Origin of the sequence: Collinsella aerofaciens (assembly GCF_039752955.1) — a bacterium.
Taxonomy (GTDB): Bacteria; Actinomycetota; Coriobacteriia; order Coriobacteriales; family Coriobacteriaceae; genus Collinsella; species Collinsella aerofaciens_BI.
This window is the reverse complement of sequence record NZ_JBDMHB010000012.1, coordinates 1-14,825: the sequence shown is the minus strand read 5'-3', so window position 1 is coordinate 14,825 and position 14,825 is coordinate 1. Positions and strand designations below refer to the sequence as shown.

At 61.6% G+C, this 14,825-nt stretch carries 12 protein-coding genes and 1 tRNA gene; 8 read left to right on the top strand and 5 right to left on the bottom strand.

Annotated features, from left to right (window positions below; genetic code table 11):
* Nucleotides 1-56: 56 nt before the first annotated feature.
* On the top strand, nt 57-377 hold the full coding sequence (locus ABHR75_RS04370; protein WP_117770205.1) for an MGMT family protein: 321 nt from the start codon (nt 57-59) through the stop codon (nt 375-377).
* Between the two features lie 382 nt (nt 378-759).
* On the opposite strand, the gene trpS is transcribed toward ABHR75_RS04370, so the two are convergent.
* Together trpS and ABHR75_RS04360 are read right to left on the bottom strand one after the other, a co-directional pair.
* Complete coding sequence (trpS, locus tag ABHR75_RS04365; RefSeq protein WP_138112823.1) at nt 760-1,809, bottom strand: tryptophan--tRNA ligase; 1,050 nt, start codon at nt 1,807-1,809, stop codon at nt 760-762.
* A 159-nt stretch (nt 1,810-1,968) separates the two neighbouring features.
* Nucleotides 1,969-3,168, bottom strand: coding sequence for an MraY family glycosyltransferase (locus ABHR75_RS04360; RefSeq protein WP_138112821.1), 1,200 nt, complete (start codon nt 3,166-3,168; stop codon nt 1,969-1,971).
* Between the two features lie 526 nt (nt 3,169-3,694).
* Here ABHR75_RS04360 and ABHR75_RS04355 point away from each other — a divergent pair.
* The 5 genes from ABHR75_RS04355 to proB all read left to right on the top strand — a co-directional run bounded on the left by ABHR75_RS04355 (nt 3,695) and on the right by proB (nt 8,178).
* Nucleotides 3,695-4,633: a radical SAM protein gene (locus ABHR75_RS04355; protein WP_138112819.1), complete on the top strand. Its 939-nt coding sequence runs from the start codon at nt 3,695-3,697 to the stop codon at nt 4,631-4,633.
* Between the two features lie 151 nt (nt 4,634-4,784).
* Nucleotides 4,785-4,857: transfer RNA gene (locus ABHR75_RS04350), tRNA-Ala, on the top strand.
* Nucleotides 4,858-4,921: 64 nt separating this feature from the next.
* Complete coding sequence (locus ABHR75_RS04345) at nt 4,922-5,380, top strand: hypothetical protein (protein WP_346963740.1); 459 nt, start codon at nt 4,922-4,924, stop codon at nt 5,378-5,380.
* A gap of 84 nt (nt 5,381-5,464) precedes the next feature.
* Nucleotides 5,465-6,970: a nicotinate phosphoribosyltransferase gene (locus ABHR75_RS04340; RefSeq protein ID WP_138112815.1), complete on the top strand. Its 1,506-nt coding sequence runs from the start codon at nt 5,465-5,467 to the stop codon at nt 6,968-6,970.
* Between the two features lie 80 nt (nt 6,971-7,050).
* The gene (gene proB, locus ABHR75_RS04335; protein ID WP_138112813.1) at nt 7,051-8,178 is read left to right on the top strand and encodes a glutamate 5-kinase; all 1,128 of its coding nucleotides are present in this window, start codon (nt 7,051-7,053) and stop codon (nt 8,176-8,178) included.
* A 99-nt stretch (nt 8,179-8,277) separates the two neighbouring features.
* Here proB and ABHR75_RS04330 read toward each other — a convergent pair whose 3' ends face one another.
* Nucleotides 8,278-9,696 (bottom strand): alpha/beta fold hydrolase, encoded by a 1,419-nt coding sequence (locus ABHR75_RS04330; RefSeq protein WP_138112811.1) that lies wholly within the window; start codon nt 9,694-9,696, stop codon nt 8,278-8,280.
* A 112-nt stretch (nt 9,697-9,808) separates the two neighbouring features.
* Here ABHR75_RS04330 and ABHR75_RS04325 point away from each other — a divergent pair, with 112 nt between their 5' ends.
* Nucleotides 9,809-11,095: a glutamate-5-semialdehyde dehydrogenase gene (locus ABHR75_RS04325; protein WP_138112809.1), complete on the top strand. Its 1,287-nt coding sequence runs from the start codon at nt 9,809-9,811 to the stop codon at nt 11,093-11,095.
* 70 nt (nt 11,096-11,165) lie between these two features.
* Here the strand turns inward: ABHR75_RS04325 and ABHR75_RS04320 are convergent, their stop codons facing one another.
* Together ABHR75_RS04320 and ABHR75_RS04315 are read right to left on the bottom strand one after the other, a co-directional pair.
* A complete protein-coding gene (locus ABHR75_RS04320) occupies nt 11,166-11,765 on the bottom strand; it encodes an HD domain-containing protein (protein ID WP_138112807.1) in 600 nt (199 codons plus the stop codon).
* 107 nt (nt 11,766-11,872) lie between these two features.
* Nucleotides 11,873-12,358 (bottom strand): CarD family transcriptional regulator, encoded by a 486-nt coding sequence (locus ABHR75_RS04315; RefSeq protein ID WP_138112805.1) that lies wholly within the window; start codon nt 12,356-12,358, stop codon nt 11,873-11,875.
* Nucleotides 12,359-12,700: 342 nt separating this feature from the next.
* Here ABHR75_RS04315 and argS point away from each other — a divergent pair, with 342 nt between their 5' ends.
* A complete protein-coding gene (gene argS / locus ABHR75_RS04310) occupies nt 12,701-14,554 on the top strand; it encodes an arginine--tRNA ligase (protein WP_346963739.1) in 1,854 nt (617 codons plus the stop codon).
* Nucleotides 14,555-14,825: the final 271 nt, after the last annotated feature.

The following is a 14,825-nucleotide window of genomic DNA, read 5'->3' as shown; positions in this document are numbered from 1 at the left end:
AGGGGACAGGCACCTTTGTGGTGGTTTATGCTTTTCCGGGTGGAAGGGAGCGAGCAATGGCGTCTGAGGGCTTTTTTGAACGGGTGTACGAGGTGGTCGAGCAGATCCCCGAGGGGATGGTCGCCACGTATGGTCAGGTGGCGCTGCTTGCCGGTCGTCCACGAAGTGCGCGGTACGTGGGGTATGCCCTGCATAGTAATCCGCGTCCCGGCGAGATTCCCTGTCACCGCGTGGTGTTTGCCGACGGGCACATATGCGAGGGCTTCGCTTTTGGCGGTCCCGATGCTCAACGTGAGCTTTTGCTAGGGGAGGGTGTGGCGTTTAAGGACGACATGCACGTCGACTTGCCCGCCTGTCGCTGGCCAGCAGGGCTCTAGCGCTCTGCCGTGGCCAAAACCACCACAAAGGTGCCTGCCCCCTTTGTGGTGGTTTAGTTTACTTGGGCTAACTTATGGAGAAGCTATGGCGGCGGATATTGATGCTGCAAAGTAAACCACGGTGAACTATATTGGTTTCAGCAACGGAGCAGGCAATAGGCGATGAAAAAGCCTGCCCTGTTGAGTTTGATTCGCATTCCTCCCCTCTGTGCGATTCAACGGTGTACTTCGGGAACAGGCCCGCTGGCAACTAACTGCCAGCGGGCCTGTTCCTGTTTGTCGGGGGAGTGCGATGGACGGAGCCGAAGCGGTCCGCTCCAAAAAAGGCGGACGCCGTAGCGCCCGCCCTATAGCAATCGAAAGCTCAAGTCAGCAGATCGGCCTAGTACACCATACCCATGGCGTCCTGAACCTCGGCCAGGGTCTGCTCGGCGATCTCGTTGGCGCGACGGTTGCCCTCATGCAGGACGTCCTTCACATAGTCCAGATCGTTCTCGTAGCGCTGGCGACGCTCGCGGATAGGTGCGAAGTACTCGTTGACGGCCTCGGTCACGTACTTCTTGAGCTGGCCGGAGCCGCCCATGCCAATCTCCTCGGCAATCTCGACCTCGGAGCGACCGGTGCAGATTGCAGCCGTCGAAAGCAGGCCGGACACACCGGGGCGGTTCTCGGGGTCGAACGTGATCATGCGCTCGGAGTCGGTCTGGCTCTTCTTGATGCGCTTGGCCGTTTCCTCGGCGGTCATCGAAATATTGATGGCGTTGCCGTAGCTCTTGCTCATCTTGCGACCGTCAAGGCCGGGCAGCAGCGGGGTCTCGGACAGCAGCGCCTCGACCTCGGGAAATACCTTGCCGTAGCGGTTGTTAAAGCGGCGGGCGATGGTACGGGTGAGCTCGATGTGCGGCAGCTGGTCGCGGCCGACGGGCACCACATTGCCCTTGCAGAACAGGATGTCGCAGGCCTGGTGCACCGGGTAGGTGAGCAGAAGGCCGGTGAGCTCGTGGCCCGAGGCCTCCATCTCGGCCTTGACCGTGGGGTTGCGCGCCAGCTCGGCCTCGGACACCAGCGACAGGAACGGCAGCATGAGCTGGTTGGCGGCGGGCACGGCGGAGTGCGCGTAGATCATGGTCTTGTCGGGGTCGATACCGCAGGCAAGGTAGTCCATGACCATGTTGTACACGTTGTCCTGGATGTGCTCGGTGGTGTCGCGGTCGGTGATGACCTGGTAGTCGGCGATGAGTACGTTGGTCCTGGCGCCCATGTTCTGCAGCTCCACGCGGCCCTTGAGGGTGCCAAAGTAGTGACCCAGGTGCAGACGGCCGGTGGGGCGGTCGCCGGTAAGCATGGTGAACTTCTCGGGCGTCTTGGCCAGGCCCTCGCGAATGGCGTTGCTCTTTTGCAGCGCGACTTCGTAGCTGTTCTCGTTTGGCATGATTGCTCCTAACGTATGTTCATGGGTCAAGATGATAACGCGTTTATTGGAGGGGCGGGGCGTAAGTAGGCGAGGGGCGGGAGAGGGGTGGCTTGTGCGATGGGCACGGCGCGGCCGCGCTTGGCCAACGGTGCCTTGGCACATCCTCGGCAGCTTGCCCTAGAGCTTGTGGTGGCGCTCTTCCTTACGTTCCTCAGCTGCCTGCTCCTCCTGCTTAAAGGCGGGGTCGTCGGGGGTGACCAGTTCGTCCTCGTGCGTGCGCTTGTTGTAATGGTGGCGCAGCACGGGTTCAAACAGGTGCAGGTGCTTGGCAAAGGCCGCCGAGCCAATGGCAAGCACGGTAAAGATGAGCACGCGCATGGGCACCTCGACCTGATTGATGGCGGCGGCGCCGGCCGAAAGCATAATGCACCAGGCATAGATGAGCAGCACAGCCTGTTTTTGGTTGTAGCCTTCTTGGATCAGGCGGTGGTGGATGTGGCCCTTGTCGGCCTGCCCGATGCTAATGTGGGCGCGCTTGCGGCGCACGATGGCGCTAAACGTGTCGATGATAGGCACGCCGGCAACGATGAGCGGGATGATAAGCGAGGTGAGTGCGGCGGTGCGGCTCACGTTGAGCAGCGAGATGGAGCCCAGCGCAAAGCCCAGCAGCAGCGACCCCGAGTCGCCCAAGAAGATGCTTGCGGGGTTGAAGTTGTAGTGCAAAAAGGCTAGACAGGCGCCAAAGAGCGCAATAGAGAGCGCGGCGGCGTCGATGCGGCCCGAGAGCACGGCCATTGAGAACATGGTGAATGACGCGATGCCGCAGATGCCCGTGGCCAAGCCGTCGAGGCCGTCGATGAGGTTAATGATGTTGGTGAATGCCACCAGATAGATCACGGTGATGGGGTAGGCGAGCCATCCGAGCATGATCTCGCCGGGGGCAAACGGGTTGACGATGACGCCGATTTTTAGGCCGCCGATACAGGCGATAAGCGCGGCGAGGACTTGTCCGGCCAGCTTTTGCTTGGGCGTGAGCTGGAAGACGTCGTCGATAGCGCCGGTCGCAAAGATGACGGTAAAGGAGAGCGCCAGCATGGGATAGCTAATGTGAAGGCGCGGGTGCGGCACCAGGACGGGTGGCCAGCCTAGGTACCAGGTGCCTAGGATTTGCACAATGCAGGCAACGACCAGGCCCAAAAACACCGCCGCTCCGCCCAAACGTGGGATGGGCTTGGTGTTGATGCGGCGCTTAGAAGGATAGTCGACGGCATCGAGCTTAATTGCCAAGCGCTTGACCAGGGGCACCGCGAGGAAGGTCGTGATAAAGGCCGCCGCTGCCACGCATAGGTACGGTATGTAGCTCGGGGATGAAGCCATGAATCTAAAAACCGCCAAGCGTCGAAGGAAAAGGTCAGAAGAACGCCATGCGCAAAGGGCATAGCCGAACCATAATACTCGACCAAGGGGGGTGCATGGAATTGCACGCAGCGATAATCACGCGCTTACCAGATATTGGGATGTTGTCGATAGCTTGTCGGGATGCCGGCGGGGATTCATATGGACTGTAATGGTGATTTTCGGCAAAAGAAAACCACCCCCCACGTTACGAAAATGAACCCACCTAAAACAGGTGGGTGCCCTCATCGACTGTTCCAGCGTCCTTAACAACGAAGGATACCTGTACTAGGTACGACTGTGTGGGCTCCCTAAATAAACGCGACGGTTCACCCAGTTGCTCCGCGGGGGGCGGAATACCTACATCATAAAGCGGCACTTTATCGATTCCAGTCTTGACATTACAAAAATCGTGTCGGACGATTACGGCGCCTTAGGCTTGGAGCCGTCTGCGCGGTCCGGGCCTTAATGTTTGAGCTGCTGAATCGTTGTTTTGGAGCATGTTTTTATGCCGACGTCGTTGACCGAACTTTTTTCGCCCGCCTGCCATTTGTGTCCGCGCCGTTGCGGTGCGGCGCGTGATGAGGGTGCGCGTGGCGTATGCGGTGCCGACGACACGCTTAAGGTCGCTCGCGCGGCGCTTCATATGTGGGAGGAGCCGCCTATCTCGGGCGAAGCCGGTTCGGGCACGATCTTCTTTAGCGGCTGCTCGCTTAAATGTATCTACTGCCAGAATCACGAGATCTCGACCGGCAATTTTGGGCTTGAGATTTCGCCTGAGCGCCTGGTCGAGATTATGCTGGAACTGCAGGACCAGGGTGCCAACAACATCAATTTGGTGACGGCGACGCACTATGCGCACCTATTGCCTGCCGCGATTGTCGCAGCGCGGGAGCGCGGGCTGGACATCCCGATTGTCTACAACACGAGTGGTTACGAGCGCGCGAGTGCCGTGGCGGCGCTGGGCGACCTGGTCGATGTGTGGCTCACCGACTTTAAATATGCCGATGCTGGGCTTGCGCAGTCGCTTTCTCATATTAAGGATTACCCGCGCGTGGCCGTGTCGGGCCTGGCACAGATGGCGTGCGAGATCGAGCGCCGCGGGGGAGAGCTGGTGGACGAGGACGGGCTCATGAAGCGCGGCATCATCGTGCGCCACCTGGTGCTGCCGGGGCATGCGGACGATTCGTGCCGCGTTCTGGACCTGGTGTGGCAGACGGTGGGCGACGTGCCGATCTCGGTCATGAACCAGTACACGCCCAATGCCCTCATGCGCGAGCAGGGCGGCGATCTGGCGCGTGCCGTGACGCGCGAGGAGTACGAGCAGGTGCTCGACCATGCCGATGACTTGGGCTTTACGACGATGTTCTGGCAAGAGGGCGGCGCTGTAGATGAGAGCTTCACCCCGGCCTTCGACACCACCGGCGTCCTTACCAGCGCAAAGTAGCACGTTCGCCGATGATTTTTCTGGGACGGGGATTAAAAAATCATCGAGAGGATCGCCTGTTCGAAAAGTTGTCAAAATAGCCGCGCCCCAAAAAGACTGGTTATTGGGCGTTGACAGTTGGCGAGCCGTAGGTAAAATATCGACTTGTCCTGGGGACGTAGCTCAGTTGGGAGAGCGCTGCCGTCGCATGGCAGAGGCCGAGGGTTCGACTCCCTTCGTCTCCACCCTTGGATTTGATAAGCCGCTGACATTGTGTCGGCGGCTTTTTTTAAAAGAAAGGGCTATACCATGGCCGAGCTTGAGTCCCAACCATTGTCCGACGAGGAGCGCGCCGAGTTGGAAGAGCTCCGCGCTGAGAAGGCCCGCCGCGAGGCTCGGGAAGAGGCCCGTCGCGAGCGTGAGGAGCTGACTGCCCTGCGTGCCGAGCGTGCGAAGGCCGAGGAGGCCGCCTCGAACGCCGCATCCGAGCGCAAGCCCGCGCCCGCACCCAAGCCCGCTGCTGCGAAGCCTGCACCTGCCGCGCCCAAACCTCAGCCTAAAAAGGCCGCTCGTCTTAAGTCCGTCGAGCCCAAGCCGAGCCGTGACGAGATGACCTTTGCCCAGTGCATGGTTACCTCCAAGGAACCTACGGGCGAGAACGAGATCCCTGGCATGGCGCCGGCTCAAAAAATCATCATTGTCCTTGCCCTCATCGCGTTTGTCATCTTTATGGGCTACACGATCCTGACCAGCATGGGCCTGCTCTAACCGATTTGCATCGGGCGTCATGTCCGCATGCTCTGCTCTCGTCCAGCCCTCAAATTCTGCACCACACATCCGAAAGGTCGCCCCATGGCTTTGACCGACATCTCGCATCCCACCGACATTGCAATGCTCACCGATCTGTACGAGCTCACTATGGCCCAGGGCCTGTGGGAGAGCGGCAAGGCCAATGAGCAGGGTTGTTTTACCGCGTTTTACCGCGACCATCCCTTTGGCAGCGCTTATGCCGTCATGTGCGGCACCGCCGAGTTGCCCGAGCTGGTCGAGAACCTGCGCTTTACGCCCGAGGATATCGACTACCTCGCATCGCTTGAGGCCCCGGCCGGCGGCGCGATGTTCAAGTCCGCATTCCTCGACTACCTGCGCGATTTTCGTGCGCATGTAAATATCGACGCCGTGCCCGAGGGCGAGCTCGTCTTTCCGCGCGAGCCCATGGTGCGCGTCACCGGTCCTGCGCTCGAGTGCCAGCTGCTCGAGACGGCGCTGCTCAACATCGTCGGGTTCCAAACGCTTGTCGCCACCAAGACGGCGCGCGTGGTGCTCGCCGCCGACGGTCGCCCTGTGGCGGAGTTTGGCCTGCGCCGAGCCCAGGGTCCCGATGGCGGCCTGGCCGTTGCGCGCGCGAGCTACGTTGCCGGCTGCTCCTCTACGTCCAATGTGCTCGCCGGCCGCCGCTACGGTATTCCCGTCTTTGGCACGCATGCGCACAGCTGGGTGATGAGCTTCGATTCCGAGCTCGAGGCCTTCCGTGCCTTTGCCAAATCGAGCCCCAAGAACTGCACGCTGCTCATCGACACCTATGACGTGCGCGAGGGCTGCGAACATGCCATTACGGTTGCCAAGGAGATGGAAGCGGTGGGCGAGCGCCTGTCGGCCATTCGCATCGACTCCGGCGACCTCGCCAAGCTCTCCAAGTATGTTCGCGGCCGTTTTGATGCCGAGGGCCTGCCCTATGTGGGGATCTCGGTTTCCAACGATCTGGATGAGTACACGATTCAGTCGCTGCTCGACCAGGGCGCGCCCATCGACAGCTTTGGCGTGGGTACCAAGCTTGCGACCTGCTATGACCAGCCGGCGCTGGGCGGCGTGTACAAGCTTTCCGCCCGCCGTGCGAGCGAGGCAGATCCATGGACGCCGGTGGTCAAGCTCTCCGAGCAGCCCTACAAGCGCACGATCCCGGGCGTGCAACGCGTGCGTCGTTATTACGACGGTTTTGGCGGCCCGGTTTGCGACATGATTTACGACGAGGGCCATCTGGCGGGGGAGGGCGCCGCGCGCGGCAATACCCTCGTGGCCGTGAATGATGCCGCCCTGGTGACCGACGTGTCCGAACTTGAGTATCGCGAGCTGCTGGTGCCGATCGTGCGCGATGGCAGTGCGGTGGCTCCGCGTGAGAGCATCCAGGACGCGCGCGAGCGCTGTGCTTGGGCGCTCGATCATCTGGACGCAGCTTTCAAGCGCTTTCTGTACCCGCAGACCTATGTGGTGGGCATGGAGCAGGGCCTGGCTCAGGTGCGCGACGAGCTCGTGCGCAAGAACATGGCCGCGGCCTCGGCTTTCCCCTGGGCAAAATGATCCGCATGCGACGGAGGAAAACGTATCATTTTCTCGCTCGCCCGTTCGCCCGTTCGCTGAACAGTCGATTGGTTTGACGTATGACGACTTCTTATAAAACGATGGTGGTAAAGATCGGTTCGTCCACGGTGGTGGGCGCCGACGGCAAGGTCAACCGCGCCTTTATCGGCGGGCTTGCCGATCAGGCCGCAGCGCTGCGCAAGCTCGGCTGGCGTCTGGTCGTGGTGAGCTCGGGCGCTATCGCCTGTGGCTATCCCGTGCTGGGCTTCGACCGTAAGCCGGTCGGCGACCTGCCGAGCCTGCAGGCCTGCGCTTCGGCCGGCCAGTGCATTATCTCGTCGGCCTACGACGAGGAGTTTCATGCGCGCGACCTGCTCACCTCGCTCGTGCTGCTCACGCGTCACGACACGGCGCGCCGTACGTCCTACCTGCACGCGCGCGACGCCCTGCTGCGCCTGGTGAAGCTTGGCGTGGTGCCGGTCGTCAACGAGAACGATACCGTTACCGTCGATGAGATCAAGTTCGGCGACAACGACACACTGGCGGCGCTTGTGAGCTGCCTGGTTTCTGCCGATCTGTGCGTGACGCTCTCGGACATCGATGGCCTCTATACTGCCAATCCGCATGAGGACCCCACGGCCGAGTTTGTTCCTGTCGTGCATAAGATCGATGCCAAGATTATTGCCTCGGCGGGCGATTCTTCCACATCGGTGGGCACGGGCGGCATGATTACCAAGATTCGCGCGAGCCGCATCCTGATGACGGCGGGCATTCAGAGCGTGATTTGCTCGGGCGAGGAGCCCGATGCGCTCGTGCGCCTCGCCCGCGGCGAGAGCGTGGGCACGCTGTTCGATCCGCCGGCGGAGCGTCTGGACATCGCACCCCGCAAGCTGTGGATCGCACTGGGCGACAAGGCGCATGGCTCGGTGACGGTCGATGATGGTGCTGCGAAGGCGCTGGTCAGCCGTGGCTCTTCCCTGCTTGCGGTGGGTATTCGCGAGGTCGATGGCCAGTTTGCCGAGGGCGATGTGCTCGACGTGTGCGACCCGAGCGGTATGGTTGTCGCCCGCGGTATCGCCGAGGCCGATTCGGACGTGCTGGAACTTGCTGCCGGTCGCCGCCAGGACCAGATCGCCAGCAACCGCCTGCTCGCTAACCTGGCCGAGAAGCCGGCGATACACAGGGATAACTTGATCGTATTTGCATAAAGAAAGACAGCGCTGCGGATCGTTTCCCGCAGCGCTGTCTTTCTCGTGCCGGCACCTGGGGACGTTTCTTTTGTGCCGGCAGGTGGGGACACTCCTTTGCTAGAAGATTCGGCGCAGGTCTCCGCGGTTGAGGGCCTCGTCGAAGAGGTGCTTGAATACCACGCTGCCGTGCAGGCCGTCGTGCTCGAACTCGTTGGTCACCCAGGCATGCGAGTTGCCCACGCGGCTGAGCGTATCAAGCTGCAGGCCCGAATCCACGTACATGTCGTCGAAATACACCGCGGCCTGCAGGGGCACCTCGTTGCACGCCAGTCGCTGCGGGTCGTAGATCTTGTCCCAGCTGGTGTCTTCCATCAGCAGGTCCATGGCGGGCTTGAAGGGCTTGAGCTCGGGCATCTGCTCGAACATCCACGGGAACATGGCCTCGCCGGTAAACATGAGCGGGCGCGCGAGTGTGTCGAACTCGGCACGATGGGCCTTCTCCTCTGCTGCGGCCCAGCGAATGGGCATGGTGTCGCCGTCGGCGTAGATAAACTCCTGCAGTGTCCAGTACAGCGGGTTCGTGCGTGTGTTGGTGCGCTCGAAGGCGCGCATCAAAAAGCTGTCGGATACCGAGGAGCCGCAGCTCAGCGTACCGTCGTCAGTAACAAAAGCGTGATCGATAGTCCAATGCATGCGCTCAAAGCTCGGCTTCATGCCAAAGTCGCTGCCCATGAGCTGTAGGCGCTCGACCGTCATCGGCGAGCCGTCGGGCAGCACGGGCTTCTGTGCCTCGAGCGCATCGGCCAGGGCTGCCACGCGCTCGACGTCGGCGGGGTAGCGGTCGTAATACTGCTGCGTCTTGGCGGCCATGCGCGGGAAGGTGTGCGCGTAGACCTCGCTGGCGCTCGCCGGCACGTGGGGGATGCCGCCGCAGGTAAAGCTCGCCGCCACGCCCTCGGGGAAGAGCGACAGATAACTCAACGTCAAAAAGCCGCCGTAGCTCTGGCCGAGCGTGACCCAGGGCTTGCCGCCAAAGCCCACCAGACGCAGGTACTCAAAATCGCGCACGATGGAGCTGGCGAGGTGGCGCTTGAGGAAGTCGGCCTGCGAGCGTGCTGTATCGGCGCCGGCGGCCGTTGCGCGATCGCCCAGTGCCTTGATCGTGCGTCCGTCCACGCAGCTACTGCGTCCGGTGCCGCGCTGGTCGGGAAGGACCACGCGGAAGTGCTTGACGGCCTCCTCGATCCAGCCGTCGCTTGTAGGCGACAGCGGACGCGGGCTCTCGCCGCCGGGGCCGCCCTGCAAAAACAGGAGCAGCGGCAGATCGTCGTTGATGCGGTCAGGCGCGCAAACCACGCGGTAGAAGAGCTTGATGCTCTCGGGCGCGCCGGCGATTGGTGCCGGCATAGCGCCGCGGCGCATGGTGCTGCCGACGGCCAGGAGCATCGGCTCCAGGCCGCGCCAGTCAAGGGGGACGTCGATGCTGTGGTCCTCGACATAAAGGCCGGGGACGTGGTACGAAGTGATGAGGGCCATGTGAGTCTTCCGTTCGTTGCGGTGTTTCGGGTTGACCAATTCTACCGCCGCGGGCGAGGCCATGCGCAAATCGGCTACCATGGTTGCAAACTTCTAGGAGAAAGGGCCGCCCATGTCGGTCGATATAGCCACGTATGTCCACGATCTTGCCGTTGCCGCCAAGGCAGCGTCGGCCTCGCTTGCCACGGCGAGCGATGAGCAGCGTCAGGAGGCCGTGCGCGCCATGGCCGCAGCACTGCGCAACGGTGTTGACTCCATCGTCGCCGCTAACGAGCTCGATATGTCCGCCGCACGCGATGCGGGCACTTCGGCCGGTCTGCTCGACCGTCTGCTGCTGACGCCTGAGCGCGTCGAGGGCATGGCCGCCGGCCTGGAAAAGCTCGCCGAGCTGCCCGATCCCGTCGGCCGCGTGCTCGACCACCGCGTGCTTGCGAGCGGTGTGGACCTGACCCGCGTGAGCGTGCCGTTGGGCCTGGTCGCCATGGTCTACGAGGCGCGCCCCAACGTGACGGCCGACGCCGCAGGCATCTGCATCCGTACCGGCAACGCCTGCATTCTACGCGGCGGCTCGCTGGCCTATCACTCGTGTGCCATGATCGCCGAGCTGCTGGCCGATGCGCTCGAGGCCAAGGGCTTCCCGCGCGAGGCCGTGTCGATGATCGAGTCCACCGACCGCGAGGCCACCGGCGAGCTCATGAAGCTCCGCGGTATTGTCGACGTACTCATTCCGCGCGGAGGTGCAGGCCTGATCCAGCGCTGCGTGCGCGAGTCGCTTGTGCCGGTGATCGAGACGGGCACGGGCAACTGCCACATCTACGTGCATGAATCCGCCGACTTTGATAAGGCGCTCAACATTATCGTTAATGCCAAGACCCAGCGCGTAGGCGTGTGCAATGCCGCCGAGTCGCTGCTGGTCGACCGTGCTGTGGCCGATGCGTTTTTGCCCGCGGTCGTGACCGTGCTGCATGACCACAGCGTGCTCATTCACGGCGACGAGGCAACCTGCGCCGCATGCGCCGATGCCGGGCTTGCCGAGGGTGATGACTACGTTGCCGCGACTGAGGAGGACTGGGGTCGCGAGTATCTGGCGCTCGAGATGAGCGTGAAGGTCGTGGCGAGCGAGGACGAGGCCATCGCACACATCAACCGCTACGGCACGATGCACTCCGAGGCCATCGTTGCCGAGGACACGGATGCTTGCGAGCGCTTCCTGGATGCGGTCGATGCCTCGGCCGTGTACGCCAACGCCAGCACGCGCTTCACCGACGGCGGCGAGTTTGGCCTGGGCGCCGAGATCGGCATCTCGACCCAAAAACTCCACGCCCGTGGCCCCTTTGCCGCCGAGGCCCTCACCACCTACAAATACAAGCTCCGCGGCACCGGCCAGGTCCGCCCCTAAACCCCTCGTAAACGAAAACCACCACAAAGGTGCCTGTCCCCTTCGTGGTGGTTTTAGGTGGCGTGGGCGGTTAGGCCTGGAAGGTATCGCGGTCGGGGGCGAAGGACTGCATGGCCGCGATGGTGCGGTCAAAGAGCTCGGGGAGCTCCCAGCCCAACATCTCGGCGCCCTGCGAAATCACGTCGCGCGAGCAGCCGGCGGCAAAGCACTTGTCCTTGAACTTCTTCTTGAGCGACTTGGTCGTAAAGTCCATAACGCTCTTGCTCGGGCGCATGATGACTGCAGCGCCGATCAGGCCGGTGAGCTCATCGCAGGCAAACAGGATCTTTTCCATCTGCAGCTCGGGCTTGGGCAGCGAGGTGTTGAAGTCGGACGTGTGCGTCTGGATGGCGCGAATGAGCTCTGGAGACGCACCTTCGCCCTTAAGAATCTCGGCAGCATAGATGGTGTGGTTCATGGGGTCGTCCTCATGCTCCTCCCAATCCAGGTCGTGCAGCAGACCGACGATGCCCCAAAACTCCTCGTTCTCGGGGTCGAACTCGCGCGCAAAGTAGCGCATAGTGCCCTCGACCGTCTCGCCATGGGTGATATGGAACGGGTCCTTGTTGTGCTCGTTGAGCAGTTCGAACGCGCGGTCGCGGGTGATTCCGGCGGTAAGCGGCTCTGCCATAGGAGACTCCTTGTGCTCGTGGGTATCGATAAGAATGAATACTACTAGAACAAGAAAACCACCACAAAGGTGTCTGTCCCCTTTGTGGTGGTTTTGGCGCGGTTGGGTTAGTTGAGGGCGGCTTGGGCTAGGCGGGCTTCGGCGGCCTCCTCGGTGACGCCCAAGGCCACGGCGAACTCCTCGATGGAGCGGCGCTTGGCTTCCTTGAGTACGCGCATGTAGTAGGAGCTGGGCTTTTTATCAGCTTCCTCGGCCTGGCGAATGCGGTACATCATGGTCTTTGCCACGCGGACCGTCTCGGGCGCGCCCAGCTTGAGCTGCTGCTTAAAGTGCGTCTCCTCAAGCGAGCTGTTGCGCTCGGTAAAGGTGTCGCACTCCAGCTCGTCATAGTGGCTCAGCAGGTGCTCGGCATCTTGCTGCGAGATGGCGGCGTGCAAACGGTCGGCCTGCGCCACGGGGTACATGAGGATCGTCTGCGCATGTCCCTGCTTGGTCTCGAGCAGCAGCATGGGCTGCGGTGTGTCGTCCCTAAAACCGACGACGGTGCAGACTCCCTGGCCCGGATGAATGACGTGTTGACCGATTGAGAACATGCTACCTCCAACTTATACGAATTTACGTATGTCTAGAATAACACGCTGACGTGCGCAAACCCTTACTTTATGCAGGAAAAGCACACAACTCTGATAGGTAAGAGTATTCGATAACAGACGCAGCTCATTCACACCTTTATGCATTTTCAACGCCTGCATAATCTGCAGGCAGACCGGCATCTTTGAGTGACTCCATACAAGCTGTAGTCAATTTTGTGCATATGCAATATCGATTGGCTTTACCCTGCGACAGTGCCCGTCGCTTGTGATAGAGTGCTACAAACTCTGGCTTTTGCCCTACGAGTGACCAAGAGCTCGGGGGCTTTAACACAAGGAGGATCTATGCCCGAGAAGATTGAAGAGCTGGTACGCGCTGCGCTTGCTGCGGCCCAGGAGACCGGCGACCTTTCCGCATTTGAACTTGACGATTGCGCTATCGAGCGACCGGCTGACACTTCTCATGGCGAGTGGACCTCTACCATGGCCCTGAAGTCCGCCAAGCTGGCCCACTGCGCCCCGCGCAAGATCGCCGAGGCCATCGTTGCCCATATGCCCGAGGACCCCGCGATCGAGAAGGTCGAGATCGCAGGCCCCGGCTTCATCAACTTCTACCTCTCCGTTGCCGTCAAGAATGCCATCTTTGGCGAGGCTCGCGAGAAGGGTATGGACTTCGCTAAGTCCAACGTCGGTGGTGGCCTGAAGACCCAGGTCGAGTTCGTTTCCGCCAACCCCGTCGGCCCCATGCACATCGGCCACGGCCGCTGGGCCGCGCTGGGCGACTCGCTCTGCCGTGTTATGGACCACGCCGGTTACGACATCCAGCGTGAGTTCTACATCAACGACCACGGCTCTCAGATGAACACCTTCGGCAACTCCATCAGCACGCGCTATATGCAGCTTGCCGACATCATCGCCAAGCAGGGCGTGGATATCGACGAGGCTCACAAGCTGCTGATCGCCGACCGCGACGCTTTCGTTGCCGACGAGAACGACGAGCATCCCGAGACCCATCCGTACCAGGATAACTTTGCCGAGACCCTGGGCAAGGACTCCTACGGCGGCGACTACATCATCGACGAGGCCGCCGAGTTCTGGCGCACCGACGGCGATAAGTGGGTCAACGCCGATCCGCAGGAGCGCATGGAGGGCTTCCGCGAGCGCGGCTATGTAAAGATGGTCGACAACATGCGCGACCTTTGCCATGCCGTTAACTGCGACTTCGATCGTTGGTTCTCCGAGCGCTCGCTGTATGTGAAGGACACCGAGGGCGAGACCGCCGGCACCTCCGCCGTCGACCGCGCTTTTGAGAAGCTCGACAAGATGGGCTACCTCTACACCAAGGACGGCGCCCTGTGGTTCCGCTCCACCGACCTGGGCGATGACAAGGACCGCGTCCTGATCAAGTCCGACGGCGAGTACACCTACTTCGCCTCCGACGTTGCCTATCACTGGGATAAGTTCCAGCGCGTCGACCACGTCATCGACATCTGGGGCGCCGACCACCACGGCTACATCGAGCGCGTCCGCTGCGTCTGCGACGCTCTTGGCTATCCCGGCAAGTTCGAGGTTCTGCTGGGCCAGCTCGTCAACCTGCTGCGCAACGGCAAGCCCGTCCGTATGTCCAAGCGCAAGGGCACCATGGTGACCCTGCAGGAGCTCGTCGACGAGGTCGGCTCCGATGCCGCTCGCTACACGCTCATCTCCAAGAGCTCCAACCAGATGGTCGACTTCGATATTGAGGCCGTTAAGAAACGCGACAACTCCAACCCGGTGTACTACGTGCAGTACGCTCACGCCCGTGTGTGCTCCATCCTGCGCCGTGCCGCTGACGTTACGCCCGAGCAGGCTGACGAGATGGGCATGAAGGCCGTCGCCGCCAAGGCCATCGGTGAGAACGTCGATTACTCGCTGCTGACCGACCCGACCGAGCTCGCCCTTTCGCGTAAGCTCAACGAGCTCACCGACCTCATCGCCAGCTGCGCTCGCGACCGCGCCCCGTTCCGTCTGACGCACTTTGCTGAGGAACTCGCCGGCGACTTCCACAGCTTCTACGCTGCCTGCCAGGTTCTGCCGAGCGAGGGCCGTCCCGTCGACCCCGAGCTTTCGCGTGCCCGTCTGGCCGCTTGCGACGCCGTCCGCGTGACGCTCGCCCTGGTGCTCACCCTTGTTGGCGTTTCCGCGCCCGAGCAGATGTAATCTGCGAGTCATTTGACCGTACAGACTTGGTTTAACTAAGCCTTGAAAGCCCGATCTCCCACGGAGGTCGGGCTTTTTGCAAACGCCGACGTATTGACGAATTTGGAACTGCTGGAAATACGAAACTATGCCGGTTTACTACGATGAAATGAGAAATTCCAACCACGCCGGCTTTTCGCAAAAAGTGCAAGGCATCTACCTGCACTGATAATTGTTCTCGGGGGAAGCGGGCACTGCGGGGCGCGGCAACGGCGCGCGATTTCCGCGTCGC

Bases quoted from the DNA above. Each gene is read 5' to 3' on its own strand.
- ABHR75_RS04330 (WP_138112811.1), bottom strand. From the start codon at position 9,696: ATGGCCCTCATCACTTCGTACCACGTCCCCGGCCTTTATGTCGAGGAC.
- ABHR75_RS04325 (WP_138112809.1), top strand. From the start codon at position 9,809: ATGTCGGTCGATATAGCCACGTATGTCCACGATCTTGCCGTTGCCGCC.
- ABHR75_RS04355 (WP_138112819.1), top strand. From the start codon at position 3,695: ATGCCGACGTCGTTGACCGAACTTTTTTCGCCCGCCTGCCATTTGTGT.
- trpS (WP_138112823.1), bottom strand. From the start codon at position 1,809: ATGCCAAACGAGAACAGCTACGAAGTCGCGCTGCAAAAGAGCAACGCC.
- ABHR75_RS04320 (WP_138112807.1), bottom strand. From the start codon at position 11,765: ATGGCAGAGCCGCTTACCGCCGGAATCACCCGCGACCGCGCGTTCGAA.
- ABHR75_RS04315 (WP_138112805.1), bottom strand. From the start codon at position 12,358: ATGTTCTCAATCGGTCAACACGTCATTCATCCGGGCCAGGGAGTCTGC.
- argS (WP_346963739.1), top strand. From the start codon at position 12,701: ATGCCCGAGAAGATTGAAGAGCTGGTACGCGCTGCGCTTGCTGCGGCC.
- ABHR75_RS04360 (WP_138112821.1), bottom strand. From the start codon at position 3,168: ATGGCTTCATCCCCGAGCTACATACCGTACCTATGCGTGGCAGCGGCG.
- ABHR75_RS04340 (WP_138112815.1), top strand. From the start codon at position 5,465: ATGGCTTTGACCGACATCTCGCATCCCACCGACATTGCAATGCTCACC.
- ABHR75_RS04370 (WP_117770205.1), top strand. From the start codon at position 57: ATGGCGTCTGAGGGCTTTTTTGAACGGGTGTACGAGGTGGTCGAGCAG.
- ABHR75_RS04345 (WP_346963740.1), top strand. From the start codon at position 4,922: ATGGCCGAGCTTGAGTCCCAACCATTGTCCGACGAGGAGCGCGCCGAG.
- proB (WP_138112813.1), top strand. From the start codon at position 7,051: ATGACGACTTCTTATAAAACGATGGTGGTAAAGATCGGTTCGTCCACG.